This is a genomic window from Erythrobacter sp. S259 (genome assembly GCF_057364965.1).
The window spans coordinates 2,688,315-2,704,324 of sequence record NZ_CP200286.1 but is presented as its reverse complement, the minus strand read 5'-3'; the positions used below and the strand labels follow the sequence as shown (position 1 = coordinate 2,704,324).

Here is a 16,010-nt window from a genome sequence, read left to right as displayed (position 1 = left end):
CTTTGTTGGAAGCCTCATTGACGCGCTCTGCGCGCATCAAGCGCAGCTTTGCTCGCTTCGACCTCGGCAGCGTCGCGATCATCAAGGTTCGAATGAAGGGCGGGCGCGATCGTGAAGGCGTCCTCAATCCAGACGTACCCGTTGAAACTGCTGGGAATTTCCTCGATTTGCTCTGGGAGTGTAAGCCCGCGCGGCAAGTTGTGGCCGATGGGGCCGATTACGACCACACGCCCGCCATATTCCTCCATCCGCGCGATAAGCCGATTGGGCCAGCCCCATAACGCCCATTGGTAGTTAAGCGGAACGAGCAAAGTCTCGCCTCGGCAGCTTTCAGGCAGATAGCCACTCCACCCATAAAGCACGTAATCTTGAGAGCATTTCTTCGCGTTTTGCGTGTTCCAAGTCCATGCCTCGGGGAAGAGTTCGCGGATACGGCCAATGGGGCCTTCGTGACCATAAAATGCATCGCCCGCTTGGGTAGGGTCGCGGCCTATAGCGGCAAACTTTGTAGCGATAAGGTTGGCCTCTTCCGGGTCCTTTGACTTGAAATTTATCATCAAGCGAGCGTCGGAGGGCAACTGCGCACCAAGCTCTTCAAACGTCGGCATAGCGCCCACAAATTCGCCCCCGCGAAAGGGGTAAGTCTCGCCCCCATCAGCGGTGTAACCATAGCCTATGTCGAGCGATTGAAGCTCCTCAAGCGTGGCGTCGCGCACGGGGCCTGAGCCTTGCGTGCGGCAGTCGAGCGTCCAATCGTGCCACACGACGACTTCGCCATCTTTGGTGGGAGCAATGTCGATCTCGACCATATGTGCGCCCATCTTGAACGAGCGCAGAATGCTCTGCGGGGTGTTCTCGAGGTAGCCGTGATAGGGCTTGTAAATCCGGTCGGCGGTGCAGGTGTCGCGCTCCAACCCCTCCCGGTCGTAAAGCTGATAGAGGCCACGATGGGCAATGAGCTTGGGAGACCCCTCAGGCGCTGGAGCGAGCCAGCTTGCGTTCACGAAAGTTAGAATGAGAAAAGCGAGTGCAAGGCCTAAGCCCAGCCATTTCAGCCAGCGTCTCACCTGAGCAGTTCCCTTGCCTCGGCGCAATCTTTCTCCATCTGAACCATCAATTCATCCAAGCTTTCGAACTTCGCTTCTCCGCGTAGGAAATGATTGAAAGCAACCTCGATTTCCTGACCATACAGGTCGCCGGAAAAGTCAAAAAAGTACGGTTCAAGCAATTCTTTGGGCGGCTGAAACTGTGGGCGGATGCCGATGTTGGCCGCGCCTTTGAGCTTTTCCCCTGTCGCTAGGATTGTGCCGGTCACCGCATAGACGCCGTATTTGGGGCGCAGATAGGTGCCGATGGAAAGGTTCGCTGTGGGGTAGCCGAGTTTGCGTCCGTTCTTGTCGCCGTGTTCGACAATGCCCCGAATGGCAAAAGGCCGGGTGAGAAGCTCAGCTGCTAGCCCCGGATCGCCGCCGCGCAAGGCTTCGCGCACACGGCTGGAGGAAACGACATCTCCGTGCCCCTCAATCGGCTCCACCACGCGCGATTTGAGGCCGTGCTTGCCGCCGAAGGCGCGCAGCAGGTCAACATTGCCAGCTGCGCGGTTGCCGAAGGAGAAATCGCCGCCAGTCGCCACTCCATATGCGCCAAAGCGCTCGATCAGGATCTGCGTGATGAAGTCCTCGGCGCTGGTGCTCGCAAGCTCTTCGCCGAAATGGAACACCAGCATGGCGGTGGCCCCTGCTGCGAGATAGAGTTCCTGGCGCTGCTCCAAGGTCGTCAGGCGGAAGGGCGGTGCACCGGGTTTGAAATGGCGCACGGGGTGCGGGTCGAATGTCGCGATGATCGAGGGGCGGCCCTCTTCCTGAGCCCAGCGGATAGCCTCGCCTGCGACCGCTTGGTGGCCTTGGTGAAAGCCATCAAAATTGCCGAGCGCAATGACCGCGCCGCGAAGGGCCTCGGTGACTGGTAAACGATGGTCGAGCCAGCGTACTATTGGGCTTCTGCACGTTTGTATGTGACGAACGAGAAAGCGGGCATGCCGCCTTCAGCCTCGTGATCCTCGCGCGCTACTTCAGCCCACTTGTCTCCGAGCGGTTTCATAAACACGTCGCCTTTGTAATTCTCGTGGATTTCGGTGAGTTCGATGCGGTCGGCCAAAGGGCGGAACACATCGTAGATCGCTGAACCGCCAACGACTGCTATCTCGCCAGTGTCATTGCCTTCGCGTGCAGCAGCTAAGGCTTCATCGACCGAGTGCACGACCTCAGCCCCCCCGCTGGCCCAATCATCATGCCGGGTAAGCACGATATGGCGACGGCCGGGAAGCATACCGGGGAGGCTCTCAAAGGTCTTACGCCCCATGACCATAGGCACCCCCAATCCTTTTTGGCCCATGGTGTGAGCCTTGAAGTGCTTGAAATCGGCGGGGATCCGCCAGGGCAGACGGTTCTCAAACCCTATCGTGCCATTCGCTGCGCGGGCGTAGATGAGGAAAATCTCGTGGCTCATGAGGCGGTATTAGAAACCCGCGTCACATGGCCCATCTTACGGCCCTCGCGTGCCTCGCGCTTGCCATAGAGATGGAGGTGCGGTTCGCCTTCTTCGGCAAGGACTTGGTGCGCGGTGAGCGCATCTTCGCCAACAATGTTGCGCATCTCGATCGTGGCAAATCGCGTCTCAGTCCCGCCCAAGGGAAGCCCCGCCACCGCGCGGATATGGTTTTCAAATTGGCTTGTCGCTGCGCCCTCAATGCTCCAGTGGCCGGAGTTGTGAACGCGCGGTGCCATCTCGTTAAAAATCGGCCCCGCTGAGGTTGCAAAGAACTCTAGGGTCAAAACACCCACATAGCCCAGCGCATCAGCGGTCTGCCGCGCTATTTCGCGGGCTTCCTCGACTTGGCCCTCGATCAAAGCGCCTGCGGGGAGGGTTGAAACCGCAAGCATTCCGCCATCATGGACATTGGCGCTGCTGTCCCAAAACCGCACATCGCCATCCGCGCTGCGAACGAGAATGACGGAGAACTCGGCCTCAAAGTCGACGAAGCCTTCGTAGATGCAGGTGCGTCCGGGAAAGCGCACGCCTTCTGCCTCATGGGCTGAGGCGATTCGCCACTGGCCCTTGCCATCATAGCCATCGCGCGCAGTTTTGAGGATGCCGGGCGTGCCGATTGTGTTGACAGCGCGGGTAAGCTCTTCGTCGCTATCGACCCGGGCGTAGGGTGCGCAATTCGCCCCCAGCTCGCACAAAAAGCTTTTCTCATTCAGCCGGTCCTGCGCCACTTCCAAAGCGCGCCGTCCGGGTACTACCAATTGCGTCGGAAGCGCGTCGATCACCGACACGGGCACGTTTTCGAACTCCCAAGTGATAACATCGCACTGGCTCGCAAACGCGGCGAGCGCGGCCTTATCGCCCCAGCCATTCTCAAAGAAATCGGCGCACACATCGGCTGCGACATTGTCTCCAGCGGGCGAAAAACCGATCACGCGATAGCCAAGCTGCGAGGCGGCCTGCGCCATCATCCGGCCCAATTGGCCCCCGCCAAGGATGCCGATGGTTGATCCAGGTGGAAGCGTGTTCATGAAGCCACCGGACGCTCCGCCACGTCAGCTGTGCGCGCGGCGCGCCAGTCCTGTAGTCGCAGCGACAGTGCTTCGTCCTGCAACGCCAAGATGCTCGCTGCCATAAGGCCTGCGTTCTTCGCGCCAGCCTCGCCAATCGCAAGGGTACCGACGGGAACGCCGCCCGGCATTTGCGCGATGGAAAGCAGGCTATCCCAGCCAGAAAGTGCCTTCGACTGTACGGGTACGCCAAGGACAGGGAGATGGGTCAGCGCCGCGACCATTCCGGGCAGATGAGCGGCCCCGCCAGCGCCTGCGATAATTACATCGAAACCTTCATCCGCCGCGCCCTTGGCGAAGTCATACATCCGGTCAGGGGTGCGGTGGGCAGACACAATACGGATATCGTGTTCGACGTCCAACTCAGCCAAGACCTCGGCAGCCTTTTCCATCGTAGGATAGTCAGATTGGCTCCCCATGATGATTGCGACTTTTCCCATTAGGAATCCTTCAGATAATACCGCTCACCCGGCACCATAGCGTCGTCAAAGTCATAGATGATCGGCTGACCCGTGGGAATCTCCAGCCCCGTAATGTCCTCATCTGAGATTTGCGACAGATGCTTCACCAGCGCGCGCAAGCTGTTGCCGTGGGCCGAGATAATCACCGTCTCACCGCTTGCAAGCACAGGCAGAATATCGCTTTCCCAATAGGGCAGCACGCGCTCAATCGTGAGCTTCAAGCTCTCAGTATAGGGCACATTGATCCCGTCATAGCGCGGGTCTGCGCCTGGATCATATTGACTGCCCGGCTCCATCGGTGGGGGAGGCGTGTCAAAGCTGCGACGCCAGATGTGGACCTGTTCATCGCCGTGCTTCTCGCGCGTTTCCTGTTTGTTGAGCCCTGTGAGGCCGCCGTAATGGCGCTCATTGAGCCGCCAATCCTTGGTCACTGGCAGCCACAAGAGCGCCGCCTCTTCGAGTGCTAGATTGAGCGTCCGAATCGCGCGGGTCTGAAACGAGGTGAAGCAGGTGGTCGGAATGACCCCCTTCTCCTTCATCAAAGTGCCTGCCGCTTTGGCTTCGGCAACGCCTTTGTCGGTGAGATCAACGTCCCACCAGCCGGTGAAGCGGTTTTCGAGGTTCCACTGACTCTGGCCGTGGCGCACAAGAATAAGTTTAGGCATCTTCGCTCCGATGAACCGGGCCGCCAAGGCCCCGATAAAAGAAGCGCGGGGTTACCTCGGCTTGTCCGGTTTGGGAAGGTCTTCGCCGCCCGAATCGCCAATTTCATCGCGCATTTCACGGCTTTGAGACTTTCTGCGGCGCAGATTTTCGCGCAATTTGGCAGCCAAGCGTTCTTCGCGGGATGCACCAGAGGCCTTATCTTCACTCATCCTTAGCGCTCTGCCGCTAGAAACGGTGAAGCTCAAGAGGCAAGTCGCACATCACGGCGCGCGCCCGGCACACATGCATGGTATTCGCGGCTTGACAATCGGACCCCATCTGACGATAGGCGCGCCTCGGTTGGCTGCTGTAGCTCAGTGGTAGAGCGCACCCTTGGTAAGGGTGAGGCCGAGAGTTCAATTCTCTCCAGCAGCACCATTCTCCCATCACGCGAATAATGATATAGCGCTCCTTCGTAAATTAGGAGGTTTGTTATGCGCGGCTTTGCGTCACTCATGTGTGTGTCCTTAGGCCTTATCGCTGCACCGGTTCTGGCCGATGAGGGAAAAAAGGATGATGAAGCAAAAAGCATCGAAGTCCGGCACAAGGTTTTGGGCCTAGGCGGATTGTTCTTCCGCGCTGAAGATCCGGCTGGTCTTGCAGCGTGGTATGACAAACACCTTGGAATCAATCCGGTACCGACCAGTTATGAAGTTGAGCCCTGGTCGCAGGAAGCAGGTCCTACGGTCTTTTCTCCTTTCCCTGCCGCCTCCACCCAAATGGGCAATCCGGGCAAGCCGATAGTCTTGAATTTCCGGGTCGCCGACCTTGATGCATTTGTCGCTCAGCTTCGCGGGGACGATATCAAAGTCACAGTAGATCCTGAGACCTACCCTAATGGACGGTTTGCCGCGTTGGACGACCCGGAAGGCAATCCCATCCAGCTGTGGGAGGCGGCTGTACCTCCAAATTGATGGGTTTGCAGACCGGCTGCTTGCAGATACCAAGCGGCCTTACAAAAGCGCTCATCAACCCACTTAAGAGGTGCCGCCATTAATTTCGAACTTCCCGAAGAGTATCAGATGCTCGAAGACCTTGTGAAAAGGTTCGTGCGTGATGAATTGATGCCATTGGAAGCTGGCGTGCTGGAGCGCGATGCGGCGGGGCAGGGTGGATATGTGACGCCGGAGGAAAAGCAGCGGCTTGATAAAGTCTCCAAGGATATGGGGCTTTGGGCGCTTGATGCGCCGGAAGATGTTGGCGGAATGGGTCTGCCGCATGTGGCGCTTGTCGGGGTCAATCTCGCGATGGGCAGCACGGTTACAAAGTATAACCTGCCACCTGACAGCCCGAACCTCAAGATGCTCGCCGGTTACGCGAATGAGCAGCAGCGCAAGGCCTATCTTGAACCGCATGTAAATGAGGGCACTTTGTCGGCAATCGGCATTTCTGAGCCGGGCGCAGGCGCTGATCCCAGCGGCATGACGACGAAAGCCGTCAAGCGGGGCGATAAATGGATCATTAATGGCCGCAAGATCTGGATTACGTCTGCGAAAGAAGCGGACTTCACTATCCTGCTTGCCCGCACTGACCCGGAGGCTAAGGGATCGGGCGGTATGTCATGTTTCCTTGTGGATCGCGACGCACCCGGCTTCAATGTTGTGAAACAAGTGCCGATGCTGGGCGGCGAATACACCTATGAAATCGCGCTCGAAGATTGCGAGGTCGAGGATTGGAAGCTCTTGGGCTCTGAAGGTGACGGCTTTGCGCCCATGCAATTGCGCTTGGGCACGCGGAGGATGCAGATGGCGGCATGGTGTATTGGCGCTGCCGAGCGCGCGCTTTCCATTATGACCGAACACGCGCCCCAAAGGGTGACCTTTGGACAGCCTCTCTCTTCGCGCCAAGCGGTGCAGTGGTGGGTGGCGGACGCCAAGATGAAAATCCACGCGGCTAAGCTTATGGCCTATGATTGTGCATGGAAATTGGATGAGGGGCGCGATGTGCGTTCTGAAATTTCCATGATCAAAGTCTATTGCAGCGAGATGGCTCAGGAAGTCATCGACAACGCAATGCAATGTCTTGGCGGGATGGGTGTGACCAAGGAAATGCCGCTCCATATGCTGGCAGGGCGCGTGCGCAATATGCGGATTTACGATGGGCCATCTGAGGTTCACCGCATGGTGATTGCACGCAATTCAATGGATGTGCCGCGGCGCTAAATGACGATGCTGAGGCAAAAGGTGCAAGATTGTGCTTGCACCCAGCGCATCCTCTTAGCAATGTTCGCGTCATGAGTGATGGGGATCAACAGGATCAGTCTGGCAAAAGCGTTGATGCGAAGGGTGAGGCAAGCCCCGGCACTGATGCTACGCGTCAGCTGTTTGGCCACAGAGGCGGTGCAAAACCATGGGAGCCGGGCGAGCGTGTTAAAGTGCCATCGCCATCAGCGCCGCGAAAGCCAGCATCAGCCTCGTCGGCGCCCTATCCGCGCGATGCTCAATACGCGCCAAGGCCCTTGGGAGAAATGCCAGAGCCTGCCTCAAGTGTGCAATCAGACCCTTCAATCTTTAGCGATGTCAATGATGAGGCAGAGCTAACCAAGCTCCACCCGAATTATAAACTGCTGATGCGCATTGTTGCCGTTTTTGCCGGCTTTGTGTTGACGGTTGTTGGCCTGTCGGTTGACAGCGCAATGCAAGCAGAAGAGGTCCCGATACCTTTCGGCATAGTCACCGGCATTGCCGTTCTCTTGGCGCTCTTCATCATAATCCGCATTCCGCTCGCGCGGTATAATGCGCGCGGCTATCAAATCAGCCGCGACCGGCTTCGCGTGGTGCGCGGGATTATGTGGCGCTCAGACACGATTGTCCCTTTTGGCCGCATTCAGCATATTGATGTTGATCAAGGCCCAGTGGAACGCGCGCTCGGTATCGCAACGATGACTTTGCACACCGCTGGAAGCCACAATGCCTCTGTAAGCTTGCCGGGGCTAGGTCATGAGCTGGCGGGGCAAATGCGCGAGGAAATACGCGAGCACATTAAGCGCGAGAGCATGTGAACGAGGACCTTTCTTCGGACGTGCCCGAGCCGCGCAACACCGATCCCAAGACGGTGGTGGTGGGCATGCTGGCAAGTGTGCAAAATGCTATCCTGCCAACCCTCGCCATTACCTTCGGCACCGGAGGGATAGGCACATTCGTTGCAATTCCCGTTGCGGCAGCAATCGTCATCATCGGGACACTCTTTGCCTATATCGGCTGGAAGCGGCTGACCTATACAATTGGCGCTGCTGACATCCGCGTAGAAAGCGGGGTGCTGAGCCGTTCAGCGCGCTCTGTGCCTTATGAGCGCATCCAAGATGTGAGCTTGGAGCAGAAACTGCTCCCGCGCCTGCTCGGTCTTGTTTCGGTTAAATTTGAGACTGGCGCCGGCGGCGGGGAAGATCTCAGCCTCTCCTACCTTACGGAAGAGCGCGGCGAAGAATTGCGCCAGTTGGTACGCGAACGCCGCGATGGCCAAGAAGTGAGCAGTGCGGGTAGTGATGAGCCGCAGACTGATCGCAAGCCAGAGGAAGCTGAGCCGCTTTTCACCATGGGGCCAGGGCGTTTGCTCACTTTTGGTCTGTTTGAGTTTTCGCTTGCGGTTTTTGCTGTTCTTGCCGGCCTCGTTCAATACGCAGACAGCCTTTTGGGGTTCGACTTTTGGGAGTTTGATGTCTGGCGGGGCCTGATTGATGACTATGCTCCCAATGTAAGCGGCTTGGACCGCACGATGCAGGTCATTGGCGTTCTGGTGAGTGTTTCAGTGATCTTTGTGATCGGTTCGCTGACGGGGATGGTCCGCGTGTTCAACCGCGAATGGGGTTTCCTGCTGGAGCGAACCGCGCGCGGTTTCCGCCGCCGCCGGGGGCTCTTCACCAAGACCGACGTGGTAATGCCGATCCACCGGGTTCAAGGCGTGAAAATTGGCACGCGCCTCATTCGCTACCGCTTTGGCTGGCATTCTCTCAGCTTCGTCAGCCTTGCACAGGATATGGGCGCATCAAGCCATGTGGTGGCCCCTTTCGCGAAGCTTCATGAAATCGCGCCGATTGCCGAGACAGCGGGCTTTAGTTTGCCTGGTGAAAACGCAGATTGGCGCCGGGCAAGCGAGAAATTCCTGTTTGATAGCGCCCTGCGCGATGCGCTGATGTTTTTAGTGCCCGCGGTTTTCGCTGGCATAGGCTCAAGCATTTACTCTCCTGAATGGACCTATGTTGTGGTTGGCGCGCTTTTCGTGCTCGCAGGAATTTCCGCAGGGCTCAACGTGCTTGCATGGCAGTATCAGCGCCATGCTCTGGATCATTCGCAAATCGTCTCAACCCGGGGCGTGCTTTCGCCGCGAAGCCAGATCGCAACCCGGCTGAAACTGCACTCGGTTGAAATTTCGCAAGGGCCGATCGCAAGATGGCGCGGCTATGCGACGGTTCATTTGGGGCAAGCAGGCGGGACGTTTGCGGTGCCCGGCGTTCCCATTGACCGCGCTCAGGAAGTGCGGCGCAAGGTCTTAGAGACGATTGCTGCGACCGATTTCTCGCAGCTTGAAAAGGCTTAGGCGCGCAAGTTTGCCCATTCCGGGTTTTCATCAAACTTCTTGGCGACATACCAGCATTGCGGGGCGATCTTAAATCCCTGCTCCCTAGCATCAGCGATTAACCGCTCCACCAGTTGCGCCGCAATTCCGCGCCCGCCGATTTCCTTAGGGACTATGGTGTGTGTCGCCACTCGCACGTCCTCGCCGCGAGGCTCCCACTCAAGGCGGCCGGTTGCGCTTTCATCGGAGATCGCGGCGACATACTGTCCCCCTTGCGCCTCCGGGTGATGGGTAATGGTAACGTCTCCCATAATGCAATTCCCCGTGTTTCTGGTGTTCCTTGATGCTAGACATGCGTGCCAAGCGCATTAGAGGCGTAATTCTATGCCTGAACCCATGCCCTTCCTTTCTGACAATGCAGCGCCCGTCCACCCCAAAGTTTGGGAGGCGATGAAGGCCGCTGATAGCGCCGATAACCCATACGACGGCGATGCCCTTTCTGCGCAGCTCGATGAGCGGTTTAGCGATCTGTTTGAGCGGCCATGCGCGGGGCTTTGGACGGCGACCGGCACGTCTGCGAACTGTCTCGCGCTTGCCACTATGGTTCAGCCGCATGGGGGCGTTGTGTGTCATGAAGAAGCGCATATCGAGGCCGATGAGGGCGGCGCGCCGGGGTTCTACCTTCACGGCGCAAAGCTTATGCTGTGTTCGGGCGACAGTGCCAAGCTAACGCCTGAGGGGATAACGGCTCTGATCGACCCCATTCGCGATGATGTGCATCAAGTGCAGCCGCACGCCGTCGCTATCACGCAGGCGAGTGAATATGGCTGTACCTATTCGAAAGATGAACTCAGCGCCTTGAGCAAATTTGCCAAGGAGCGCCGCCTTGGCCTCCATATGGACGGCGCGCGCTTTGCCAATTCGGCGGCGTTTTTGGGAGGATCAGCAGCCGGTGCCGCTCACGGTGTCGATAGCCTTGCTTTTGGCTTCATCAAGAACGGAGCAATGAGCGCAGAAGCCGTGGTGCTTTTTGATCCTGAGCAGGCCGATATGGTCAAATACCGCCGCAAGCGGGCAGGCCATCTGCAATGCAAAGGGCGCTATCTAGCAGCGCAAATTCTCGCCATGCTTGAGGGGGATCTGTGGCTTTCCAATGCAGCCCACGCCAATGCAGCGGCGCAGGAAGTGGCAAGTGGCTGCGGTGACCGGTTGATGCACCCGGTTGAGGCCAATGAGCTGTTTGTGCAGCTTTCCCCGGCAGAACGCGAGGTTTTGAGAGGTCAGAATTTCGCCTTCTATGACTGGGGCGAGGACGCCGCGCGCTTTGTGACCGCCTGGGACACGCGCGAGGATCACGCGGCTGCCCTAGGGCGCGCGATAGCGCGCCTGTAATCTCTCGCATATGAGCTCTCAGCCTCCTTCCATGCTTAGCGCACGGGTGATCATCCCCTTTATCCTCACCGGCACGATATGGGGCTCAACATGGTTTGTGATCACGGGCCAGATCGACGGCGTACCCGCCGCTTGGTCGGTGTTCTACCGTTTTGCGCTTGCGACCCCGGCGCTGTTTCTGGTGGCATTCCTTATGAAACGGCGGCTTGGTCTCACTCGGCCAGAGCACGGTCTTGCGGTGCTGGTGGGCCTGTTCCAGTTCAGCGGCAACTTCCTCTTTGTCTATCACGCAGAGCTTTATGTGACCTCTGGGATAGTTGCGCTGATGTTTGGTCTTATGATGGTGCCTAATGCGCTTCTAGGCAGATTATTTTTAGGCGAGCGAGTGCCCACAGGCTTTATGATCGGCAGTCTGGTTGCGATTGCCGGCGTGTCGTTCCTGCTGTTCCACGAATGGGATGCAAACCCGGATGCCGGCGTCATCGGGGGCAATGTCGGCCTGGGGATCGGGCTGGCGATGCTGGGCATTTTGTCCGCCTCCATCGCCAATGTGATCCAGGCAAACCCAACAGGGCGCGCGGTGCCAATGGTGAGCTTGCTGGCTTGGGCCATGCTGTATGGCACGATTTTCGACCTTGGCTTTGCCTTTGTCACAGCGGGACCGCCGCCTTTCCCGAGAGCGCCTGAATATTGGGGAGGCATTGTTTATCTGGCGTTTATCGGATCGGTCATCACCTTCCCGCTGCATTACAATCTTGTGCGCGAGATTGGGGCGGGCAAGACAGCTTATAATGCGATTCTGACGATCTCAGTGGCGATGGTGATCTCGACCCTGTTTGAGGGCTATGAGTGGACCCCGCTCACCATCGGAGGGATGGGATTGGCGGTTCTGGGTATGATTATCGCGCTTCGTTCGAAGATGGGATCAAAGAAGGCTGGCTAACCCTTCGACGTAAGTGGGGTATTGCGGCCGCCAGCCAAGCACGCGTTTGGCTTTCCCGTTCGCAACACGCCGGTTCTCGCCGTAAAAACCGCGGGCCATTGGCGACAGCTTGGCTTCTTCCAACGTCTCCATCTTGGGCGGCTCAATCCCTAGGAGCGTGCAGGCGTGCTCTGTGACCGCATTGCCGCTGATGGGGAGGTCGTCCCCCAGATTGTACGCGCCCGCTGGCGCACCTTGGGTGAGAGCGGCCACCACTCCGCCCGCGATATCATCGACATGGCAGCGGCTGAAAACCTGACCCGGCAAATCAATGCGCCGTGCCCTGCCATCGCGCACCCGGTCGAGCGCGCTGCGCCCGGGACCATAGATACCGGGTAAGCGGAACACCCGTGCACCCATGCCCAGCCAAGCGGCATCGGCTTCTGCGCGGGCATTGCGGCGGCCAGCGCCCGTTCGGACCACCGTTGGCGTAGCCTCATCGACCCAAGCGCCCTCTTGATCGCCGTACACTCCGGTCGAGGAGAGGTAGTAGAGCTTGCGGCCCTCCAAAGCTTTGCGATATTTCGCAAGCACGGGATCATCGCCGGAGCTGCGGTCAGGGGGCACAGATGACAGCACATGCGCCGCGCGTTCGAGCGCCTCTCCCACCGCCTCCTCGTCACCGAATTCAATCGTCCCATCGCTGCCCGTTGCCTCAACGCTCCACCCCAATTGATGGAGTGAAGAAGCGATCCGTTTTGCGGTGTAGCCAAGGCCGAAAATCAACAAATGCGACATGTTTGTCGCTGTGCCGCTGGACGCGGGCGCAAATCAACCTAAATCTTGTTGCCATGGATATTGCACACGACTCGATCAGCGCGACCGACGCACCCCCACCGCCAGCCGAACCACCTGTGATCCGACGTGAGGATTACAAGCCGTTTGCGTGGAACGTGCCCGAGACGAGGCTTCACTTCGAGCTTGGCACTGAAAAGACAACAGTGACCGCGACGCTCACGGTCCGGCGCAACGCAAAAGCAGACGCTGCGCAAGTGCTGCGGCTGAACGGTGACGGCCTCACTGCTAAAGCCGTGATGGTCGATGGTGCCGCCTGTGATGAATGGGTTATGGAGGGACCTGACCTTCTCGTGACGCTCCAGGGTGAAGATCACGAGGTAACAATCACGACTGAGATTGCGCCCGACAAGAACACGACCTTGATGGGCCTTTATGCCTCGGGCGGGATGCTGTGCACCCAGTGCGAGGCCGAAGGGTTTCGGCGGATCACCTTCTTCCCGGACCGCCCCGATGTGCTTTCGACATACCGGGTGCGGATGGAAGGCGATAAGACCGCTTTCCCGATCCTTTTGTGCAATGGCAATAAGGAGGCCACCGGCGATCTCGAGGGTGGGCGTCATTTTGCCGAGTGGTTCGATCCATGGCCCAAGCCATCTTATCTCTTCGCGCTGGTCGCAGGCGATCTAGTCGCCAAAAGCGGGCCTTTCACCACGATGTCGGGCCGCGAGGTCGAATGCAATATCTGGGTGCGTGCGGAGGATCTGGGCCGCACCGACCACGCGCTTGCCTCGCTCCACAGTTCGATGAAGTGGGATGAAGAGGTGTTCGGGCGCGAGTATGATCTCGACCTTTACAACATCGTCGCGGTTTCAGACTTCAACATGGGGGCGATGGAAAACAAAGGCCTCAACGTCTTCAACACAAAATTTGTGCTCGCAGACGCCGACACCGCGACCGATGCCGATTTTGACGGCGTCGAAGGAGTGATTGCGCATGAATACTTCCACAATTGGACGGGTAACCGCATCACCTGCCGCGATTGGTTCCAGCTGTCATTAAAAGAAGGTTTTACCGTTCTTCGTGACCAATTGTTCAGCCAAGATATGCGCGGGGAAGCGGTCAAACGGATTGAGGTGGTGCGCATCCTTCGCGCAGCGCAATTCCCCGAGGATGCCGGGCCCTTGGCGCACCCAATTCGGCCTGACAGCTACCGCGAAATCTCGAACTTCTACACCGCAACTGTCTACAACAAAGGAGCCGAAGTTATTCGCATGATGCGGAGCATGGCGGGACCCGAGCGGTTCCGGGCAGGCACCGACCTATATTTCGACCGCCACGACGGCGAGGCAGCGACGTGCGAGGACTTTGTGCGCGCTATCGAAGAGGGGGCAGGGCTCGATCTTGAGCAATTCCGCCTGTGGTATTCACAGGCTGGGACCCCGCGCGTCGAAGTGAACCAGGCAGTTCAGGGCGACGAGCTCGTGCTGAGCCTGAGGCAAACTGTTCCTGCGACGCCGGGCCAATCTGAAAAGAGCCCCATGCCGATACCCTTGCGTCTAGCCGTGCACGACCGTGAGAGCGGCGCGCTGGGCACTGAGCAGACCGTTGTTCTCACCGAGGCAAAGGCTGAGCTGCGCCTTCCTCTTGCGGGCCCCAAACCCGTGGTTTCGATCAACCGGGGCTACAGCGCGCCTGTGATTATTGAGCGTTCGCTTGACCGCGATGCGCTGCTGTTCCTTGCAGCCAAGGATGATGATCCATTTGCACGCTATGAAGCTATGCAGGAGCTGGCCGTGGATGCTCTCATCGCTGAGGCGAGCGGTGAGGCGGACAAGAGCGCCATCGATGCTGGCCGTGAGGCGGTCGTGGAGGCGGTGGGCGCGGTGATCGCAGACCCCGCTCTTGATGATGCCATGCGCGGCGAGTTGATTATGCTTCCGTCTGAGAGCTATCTCTTCGAGGCGATGGCTACCGGCGAACGGAAAGCTGATCCGGGTGCGATCTACGCCGCGCGTGAGGCGATGAAAAAGGCTATCGGGGAGGCGCAATCAGAGGCATTGCTCGGCGCGTATGAACGGTGCTCAAAAGTGCCATTCGCCGATCCAGCAGGCGTGGGCGCCCGCAAAGTCAAAACGCTGGTCCTTGGATATGTCGCCGCCTTTGACACTGGCAAAGCCGCTCAGCTTGCAGCGGAGCAATTCGATGCCGCCGACAATATGACCGACCGTCAGGGCGCGCTTATGGTTCTCGCCAGTTTGGAGACCCCTGCACGCGAAGAGAGGCTTGCCTCATTCTATCAGCGATTTGCTGGCAATGAGCTTGTCATTGACAAGTGGTTCACGCTTCAGGCGCTTTCGCTCCACCCCGATGTGCTTGCGCATGTGGAAGAGCTTGCGGAGCATCCAGACTTTACCATGTCGAACCCCAACCGGGTGCGCTCGCTGTACATGGCGCTTACTGGCAATCCTTCTGCCTTCCACTCAGCAGACGGAGCAGGCTACCGGATGATTGCGGACTGCATCATTGCGCTCGACCCGATTAACCCGCAGACCGCTGCTCGCTTCGTACCAGCATTAGGCCGGTGGCGGCGGATTGAACCGGGGCGCGCTGCGCTGATGAAAGCTGAGCTTGAGAGGGTCGCGGCGCAGGACAATCTGTCCCGCGATACCTTTGAGCAGGTGAGCAGAAGCCTTGAAGGCTGACACGCCCTTCCAGATTGAGCGCTCGCCGCTTTTGAAGGGCGTCCCCCACGGATTTTTCGGCTCGGCCGGAGGCTTGCACCAATTTGGCTATGGCGGCCCGGGCGATGCGGAAGAAATTCGCGCCCTGAGAAACGCTGCGGCCAGCGCTGTCCTGCCGGGTTCTCCGCTGCAAACACCGCGGCAGGTGCACTCCCCTCAAGTCATTACGATCAGCGCGCAAGCCAGCAGAAAGTGGCCTGACCACGAATGGGATCGCCCGGTGGCAGACGCTTTGGTCACGGACCGCCGGGATATTACCATTGGCATAGTGACTGCAGATTGCGGTCCGGTACTTTTTGCGGACCGGGAGGCAGGCGTCGTTGGCGCTGCTCATGCCGGATGGCGCGGCGCACATGGCGGGGTCTTGGAAAACACGGTTCTGGCGATGGAGGGCCTTGGCGCTGAGCGTGACAGGATCACCGCAGTGTTAGGCCCAACGATTGCGCGGCCAAGCTATGAAGTCGACGAAGGTTTTCGCGAAAACTTTTCAAGCGATGACGAAGTGCATTTTCAGGATGCCGGTGTGCGCGGCGGGGCGAATCGCTGGCAGTTTGATTTGCCCGGATATATCCTCGCCCGGCTCGAGAGCTGCGCGATTGCGGGCTATTCGGCGCTCGGCCATGATACCTACGCCATGCGGGACATCTATTATTCTTACAGGCTCGCAACCCATGAAGGATCGCCGGATTACGGGCGTCAACTAAGCGCGATCGCGGTAGGCTAGCTTCCCGAAAAACTTTGGGATTGCACGCGGCAGAACCAATCGTGCCTAAAACACCATTGGCATTATCCATAATCCTATTATAGGGGCGGCGTGTTGTGGCCTTGGCGCGTGGAACCGAAATCCAACATACGCGTT

Annotated in this window: 17 protein-coding genes and 1 tRNA gene; 9 read left to right on the top strand and 9 right to left on the bottom strand. The window is 58.5% G+C overall.

The window, feature by feature from the left end:
- Positions 1-14: 14 nt before the first annotated feature.
- Genes AC0V60_RS12815 through AC0V60_RS12785 form a run of 7 tightly spaced genes read right to left on the bottom strand, consistent with a single transcriptional unit; the run spans position 15 to position 4,953 of the window.
- The gene (locus tag AC0V60_RS12815) at positions 15-1,067 is read right to left on the bottom strand and encodes a glycerophosphodiester phosphodiesterase family protein (RefSeq protein ID WP_486178839.1); all 1,053 of its coding nucleotides are present in this window, start codon (positions 1,065-1,067) and stop codon (positions 15-17) included.
- On the bottom strand, positions 1,064-1,993 hold the full coding sequence (locus AC0V60_RS12810; protein ID WP_486179495.1) for a bifunctional riboflavin kinase/FAD synthetase: 930 nt from the start codon (positions 1,991-1,993) through the stop codon (positions 1,064-1,066). Before AC0V60_RS12810 ends, AC0V60_RS12815 begins: the two co-directional genes overlap by 4 nt.
- The gene (locus AC0V60_RS12805; RefSeq protein ID WP_486178838.1) at positions 1,990-2,508 is read right to left on the bottom strand and encodes a dihydrofolate reductase; all 519 of its coding nucleotides are present in this window, start codon (positions 2,506-2,508) and stop codon (positions 1,990-1,992) included. The genes AC0V60_RS12810 and AC0V60_RS12805 overlap by 4 nt, the downstream gene beginning before the upstream one ends.
- On the bottom strand, positions 2,505-3,578 hold the full coding sequence (locus tag AC0V60_RS12800) for a 5-(carboxyamino)imidazole ribonucleotide synthase (protein ID WP_486178837.1): 1,074 nt from the start codon (positions 3,576-3,578) through the stop codon (positions 2,505-2,507). Before AC0V60_RS12800 ends, AC0V60_RS12805 begins: the two co-directional genes overlap by 4 nt.
- Entirely contained in the window at positions 3,575-4,057 is a 483-nt protein-coding gene (gene purE / locus AC0V60_RS12795; RefSeq protein WP_486178836.1) for a 5-(carboxyamino)imidazole ribonucleotide mutase, read from the bottom strand. The genes AC0V60_RS12800 and purE overlap by 4 nt, the downstream gene beginning before the upstream one ends.
- Positions 4,057-4,743 (bottom strand): 2,3-diphosphoglycerate-dependent phosphoglycerate mutase, encoded by a 687-nt coding sequence (gene gpmA, locus AC0V60_RS12790; RefSeq protein WP_486178835.1) that lies wholly within the window; start codon positions 4,741-4,743, stop codon positions 4,057-4,059. The genes purE and gpmA overlap by 1 nt, the downstream gene beginning before the upstream one ends.
- 51 nt (positions 4,744-4,794) lie before the next feature.
- Positions 4,795-4,953 carry a hypothetical protein gene (locus AC0V60_RS12785; RefSeq protein WP_486178834.1) on the bottom strand — a complete coding sequence of 53 codons (159 nt, stop codon included), beginning with the start codon at positions 4,951-4,953 and terminating at the stop codon, positions 4,795-4,797.
- Between the two features lie 133 nt (positions 4,954-5,086).
- On the opposite strand from AC0V60_RS12785, the gene AC0V60_RS12780 reads away from it, so the two are divergent.
- The 5 genes from AC0V60_RS12780 (at position 5,087) to AC0V60_RS12760 (ending at position 9,319) form a co-directional block, all read left to right on the top strand.
- Positions 5,087-5,161: transfer RNA gene (locus tag AC0V60_RS12780), tRNA-Thr, on the top strand.
- A gap of 56 nt (positions 5,162-5,217) precedes the next feature.
- Positions 5,218-5,697 carry a VOC family protein gene (locus AC0V60_RS12775; protein WP_486178833.1) on the top strand — a complete coding sequence of 160 codons (480 nt, stop codon included), beginning with the start codon at positions 5,218-5,220 and terminating at the stop codon, positions 5,695-5,697.
- 108 nt (positions 5,698-5,805) lie between these two features.
- Complete coding sequence (locus tag AC0V60_RS12770) at positions 5,806-6,945, top strand: acyl-CoA dehydrogenase family protein (RefSeq protein ID WP_486178832.1); 1,140 nt, start codon at positions 5,806-5,808, stop codon at positions 6,943-6,945.
- 71 nt (positions 6,946-7,016) lie between these two features.
- Positions 7,017-7,784, top strand: coding sequence for a PH domain-containing protein (locus tag AC0V60_RS12765; protein WP_486178831.1), 768 nt, complete (start codon positions 7,017-7,019; stop codon positions 7,782-7,784).
- A complete protein-coding gene (locus tag AC0V60_RS12760) occupies positions 7,781-9,319 on the top strand; it encodes a PH domain-containing protein (protein ID WP_486178830.1) in 1,539 nt (512 codons plus the stop codon). The genes AC0V60_RS12765 and AC0V60_RS12760 overlap by 4 nt, the downstream gene beginning before the upstream one ends.
- On the opposite strand, the gene AC0V60_RS12755 is transcribed toward AC0V60_RS12760, so the two are convergent.
- Complete coding sequence (locus tag AC0V60_RS12755) at positions 9,316-9,609, bottom strand: GNAT family N-acetyltransferase (RefSeq protein ID WP_486178829.1); 294 nt, start codon at positions 9,607-9,609, stop codon at positions 9,316-9,318. The genes AC0V60_RS12760 and AC0V60_RS12755 overlap by 4 nt on opposite strands.
- Positions 9,610-9,682: 73 nt before the next feature.
- Here AC0V60_RS12755 and AC0V60_RS12750 point away from each other — a divergent pair, with 73 nt between their 5' ends.
- The gene (locus AC0V60_RS12750) at positions 9,683-10,690 is read left to right on the top strand and encodes a threonine aldolase family protein (protein ID WP_486178828.1); all 1,008 of its coding nucleotides are present in this window, start codon (positions 9,683-9,685) and stop codon (positions 10,688-10,690) included.
- Positions 10,691-10,721: 31 nt separating this feature from the next.
- Entirely contained in the window at positions 10,722-11,633 is a 912-nt protein-coding gene (locus tag AC0V60_RS12745) for a DMT family transporter (RefSeq protein WP_486178827.1), read from the top strand.
- On the opposite strand, the gene AC0V60_RS12740 is transcribed toward AC0V60_RS12745, so the two are convergent.
- Positions 11,616-12,410, bottom strand: coding sequence for an NAD-dependent epimerase/dehydratase family protein (locus AC0V60_RS12740; protein WP_486178826.1), 795 nt, complete (start codon positions 12,408-12,410; stop codon positions 11,616-11,618). The genes AC0V60_RS12745 and AC0V60_RS12740 overlap by 18 nt on opposite strands.
- Before the next feature lie 53 nt (positions 12,411-12,463).
- On the opposite strand from AC0V60_RS12740, the gene pepN reads away from it, so the two are divergent.
- Entirely contained in the window at positions 12,464-15,112 is a 2,649-nt protein-coding gene (gene pepN, locus AC0V60_RS12735; protein ID WP_486178825.1) for an aminopeptidase N, read from the top strand.
- A complete protein-coding gene (locus tag AC0V60_RS12730) occupies positions 15,102-15,875 on the top strand; it encodes a purine nucleoside phosphorylase YfiH/LACC1 family protein (protein WP_486178824.1) in 774 nt (257 codons plus the stop codon). Before pepN ends, AC0V60_RS12730 begins: the two co-directional genes overlap by 11 nt.
- Positions 15,876-16,010 lie beyond the last annotated feature (135 nt).

Bases quoted from the DNA above. Each gene is read 5' to 3' on its own strand.
- AC0V60_RS12805 (WP_486178838.1), bottom strand. From the start codon at position 2,508: ATGAGCCACGAGATTTTCCTCATCTACGCCCGCGCAGCGAATGGCACG.
- AC0V60_RS12800 (WP_486178837.1), bottom strand. From the start codon at position 3,578: ATGAACACGCTTCCACCTGGATCAACCATCGGCATCCTTGGCGGGGGC.
- purE (WP_486178836.1), bottom strand. From the start codon at position 4,057: ATGGGAAAAGTCGCAATCATCATGGGGAGCCAATCTGACTATCCTACG.
- gpmA (WP_486178835.1), bottom strand. From the start codon at position 4,743: ATGCCTAAACTTATTCTTGTGCGCCACGGCCAGAGTCAGTGGAACCTC.
- AC0V60_RS12785 (WP_486178834.1), bottom strand. From the start codon at position 4,953: ATGAGTGAAGATAAGGCCTCTGGTGCATCCCGCGAAGAACGCTTGGCT.
- AC0V60_RS12775 (WP_486178833.1), top strand. From the start codon at position 5,218: ATGCGCGGCTTTGCGTCACTCATGTGTGTGTCCTTAGGCCTTATCGCT.
- AC0V60_RS12770 (WP_486178832.1), top strand. From the start codon at position 5,806: ATGCTCGAAGACCTTGTGAAAAGGTTCGTGCGTGATGAATTGATGCCA.
- AC0V60_RS12765 (WP_486178831.1), top strand. From the start codon at position 7,017: ATGAGTGATGGGGATCAACAGGATCAGTCTGGCAAAAGCGTTGATGCG.
- AC0V60_RS12755 (WP_486178829.1), bottom strand. From the start codon at position 9,609: ATGGGAGACGTTACCATTACCCATCACCCGGAGGCGCAAGGGGGACAG.
- AC0V60_RS12750 (WP_486178828.1), top strand. From the start codon at position 9,683: ATGCCTGAACCCATGCCCTTCCTTTCTGACAATGCAGCGCCCGTCCAC.
- AC0V60_RS12745 (WP_486178827.1), top strand. From the start codon at position 10,722: ATGCTTAGCGCACGGGTGATCATCCCCTTTATCCTCACCGGCACGATA.
- AC0V60_RS12740 (WP_486178826.1), bottom strand. From the start codon at position 12,410: ATGTCGCATTTGTTGATTTTCGGCCTTGGCTACACCGCAAAACGGATC.
- pepN (WP_486178825.1), top strand. From the start codon at position 12,464: ATGGATATTGCACACGACTCGATCAGCGCGACCGACGCACCCCCACCG.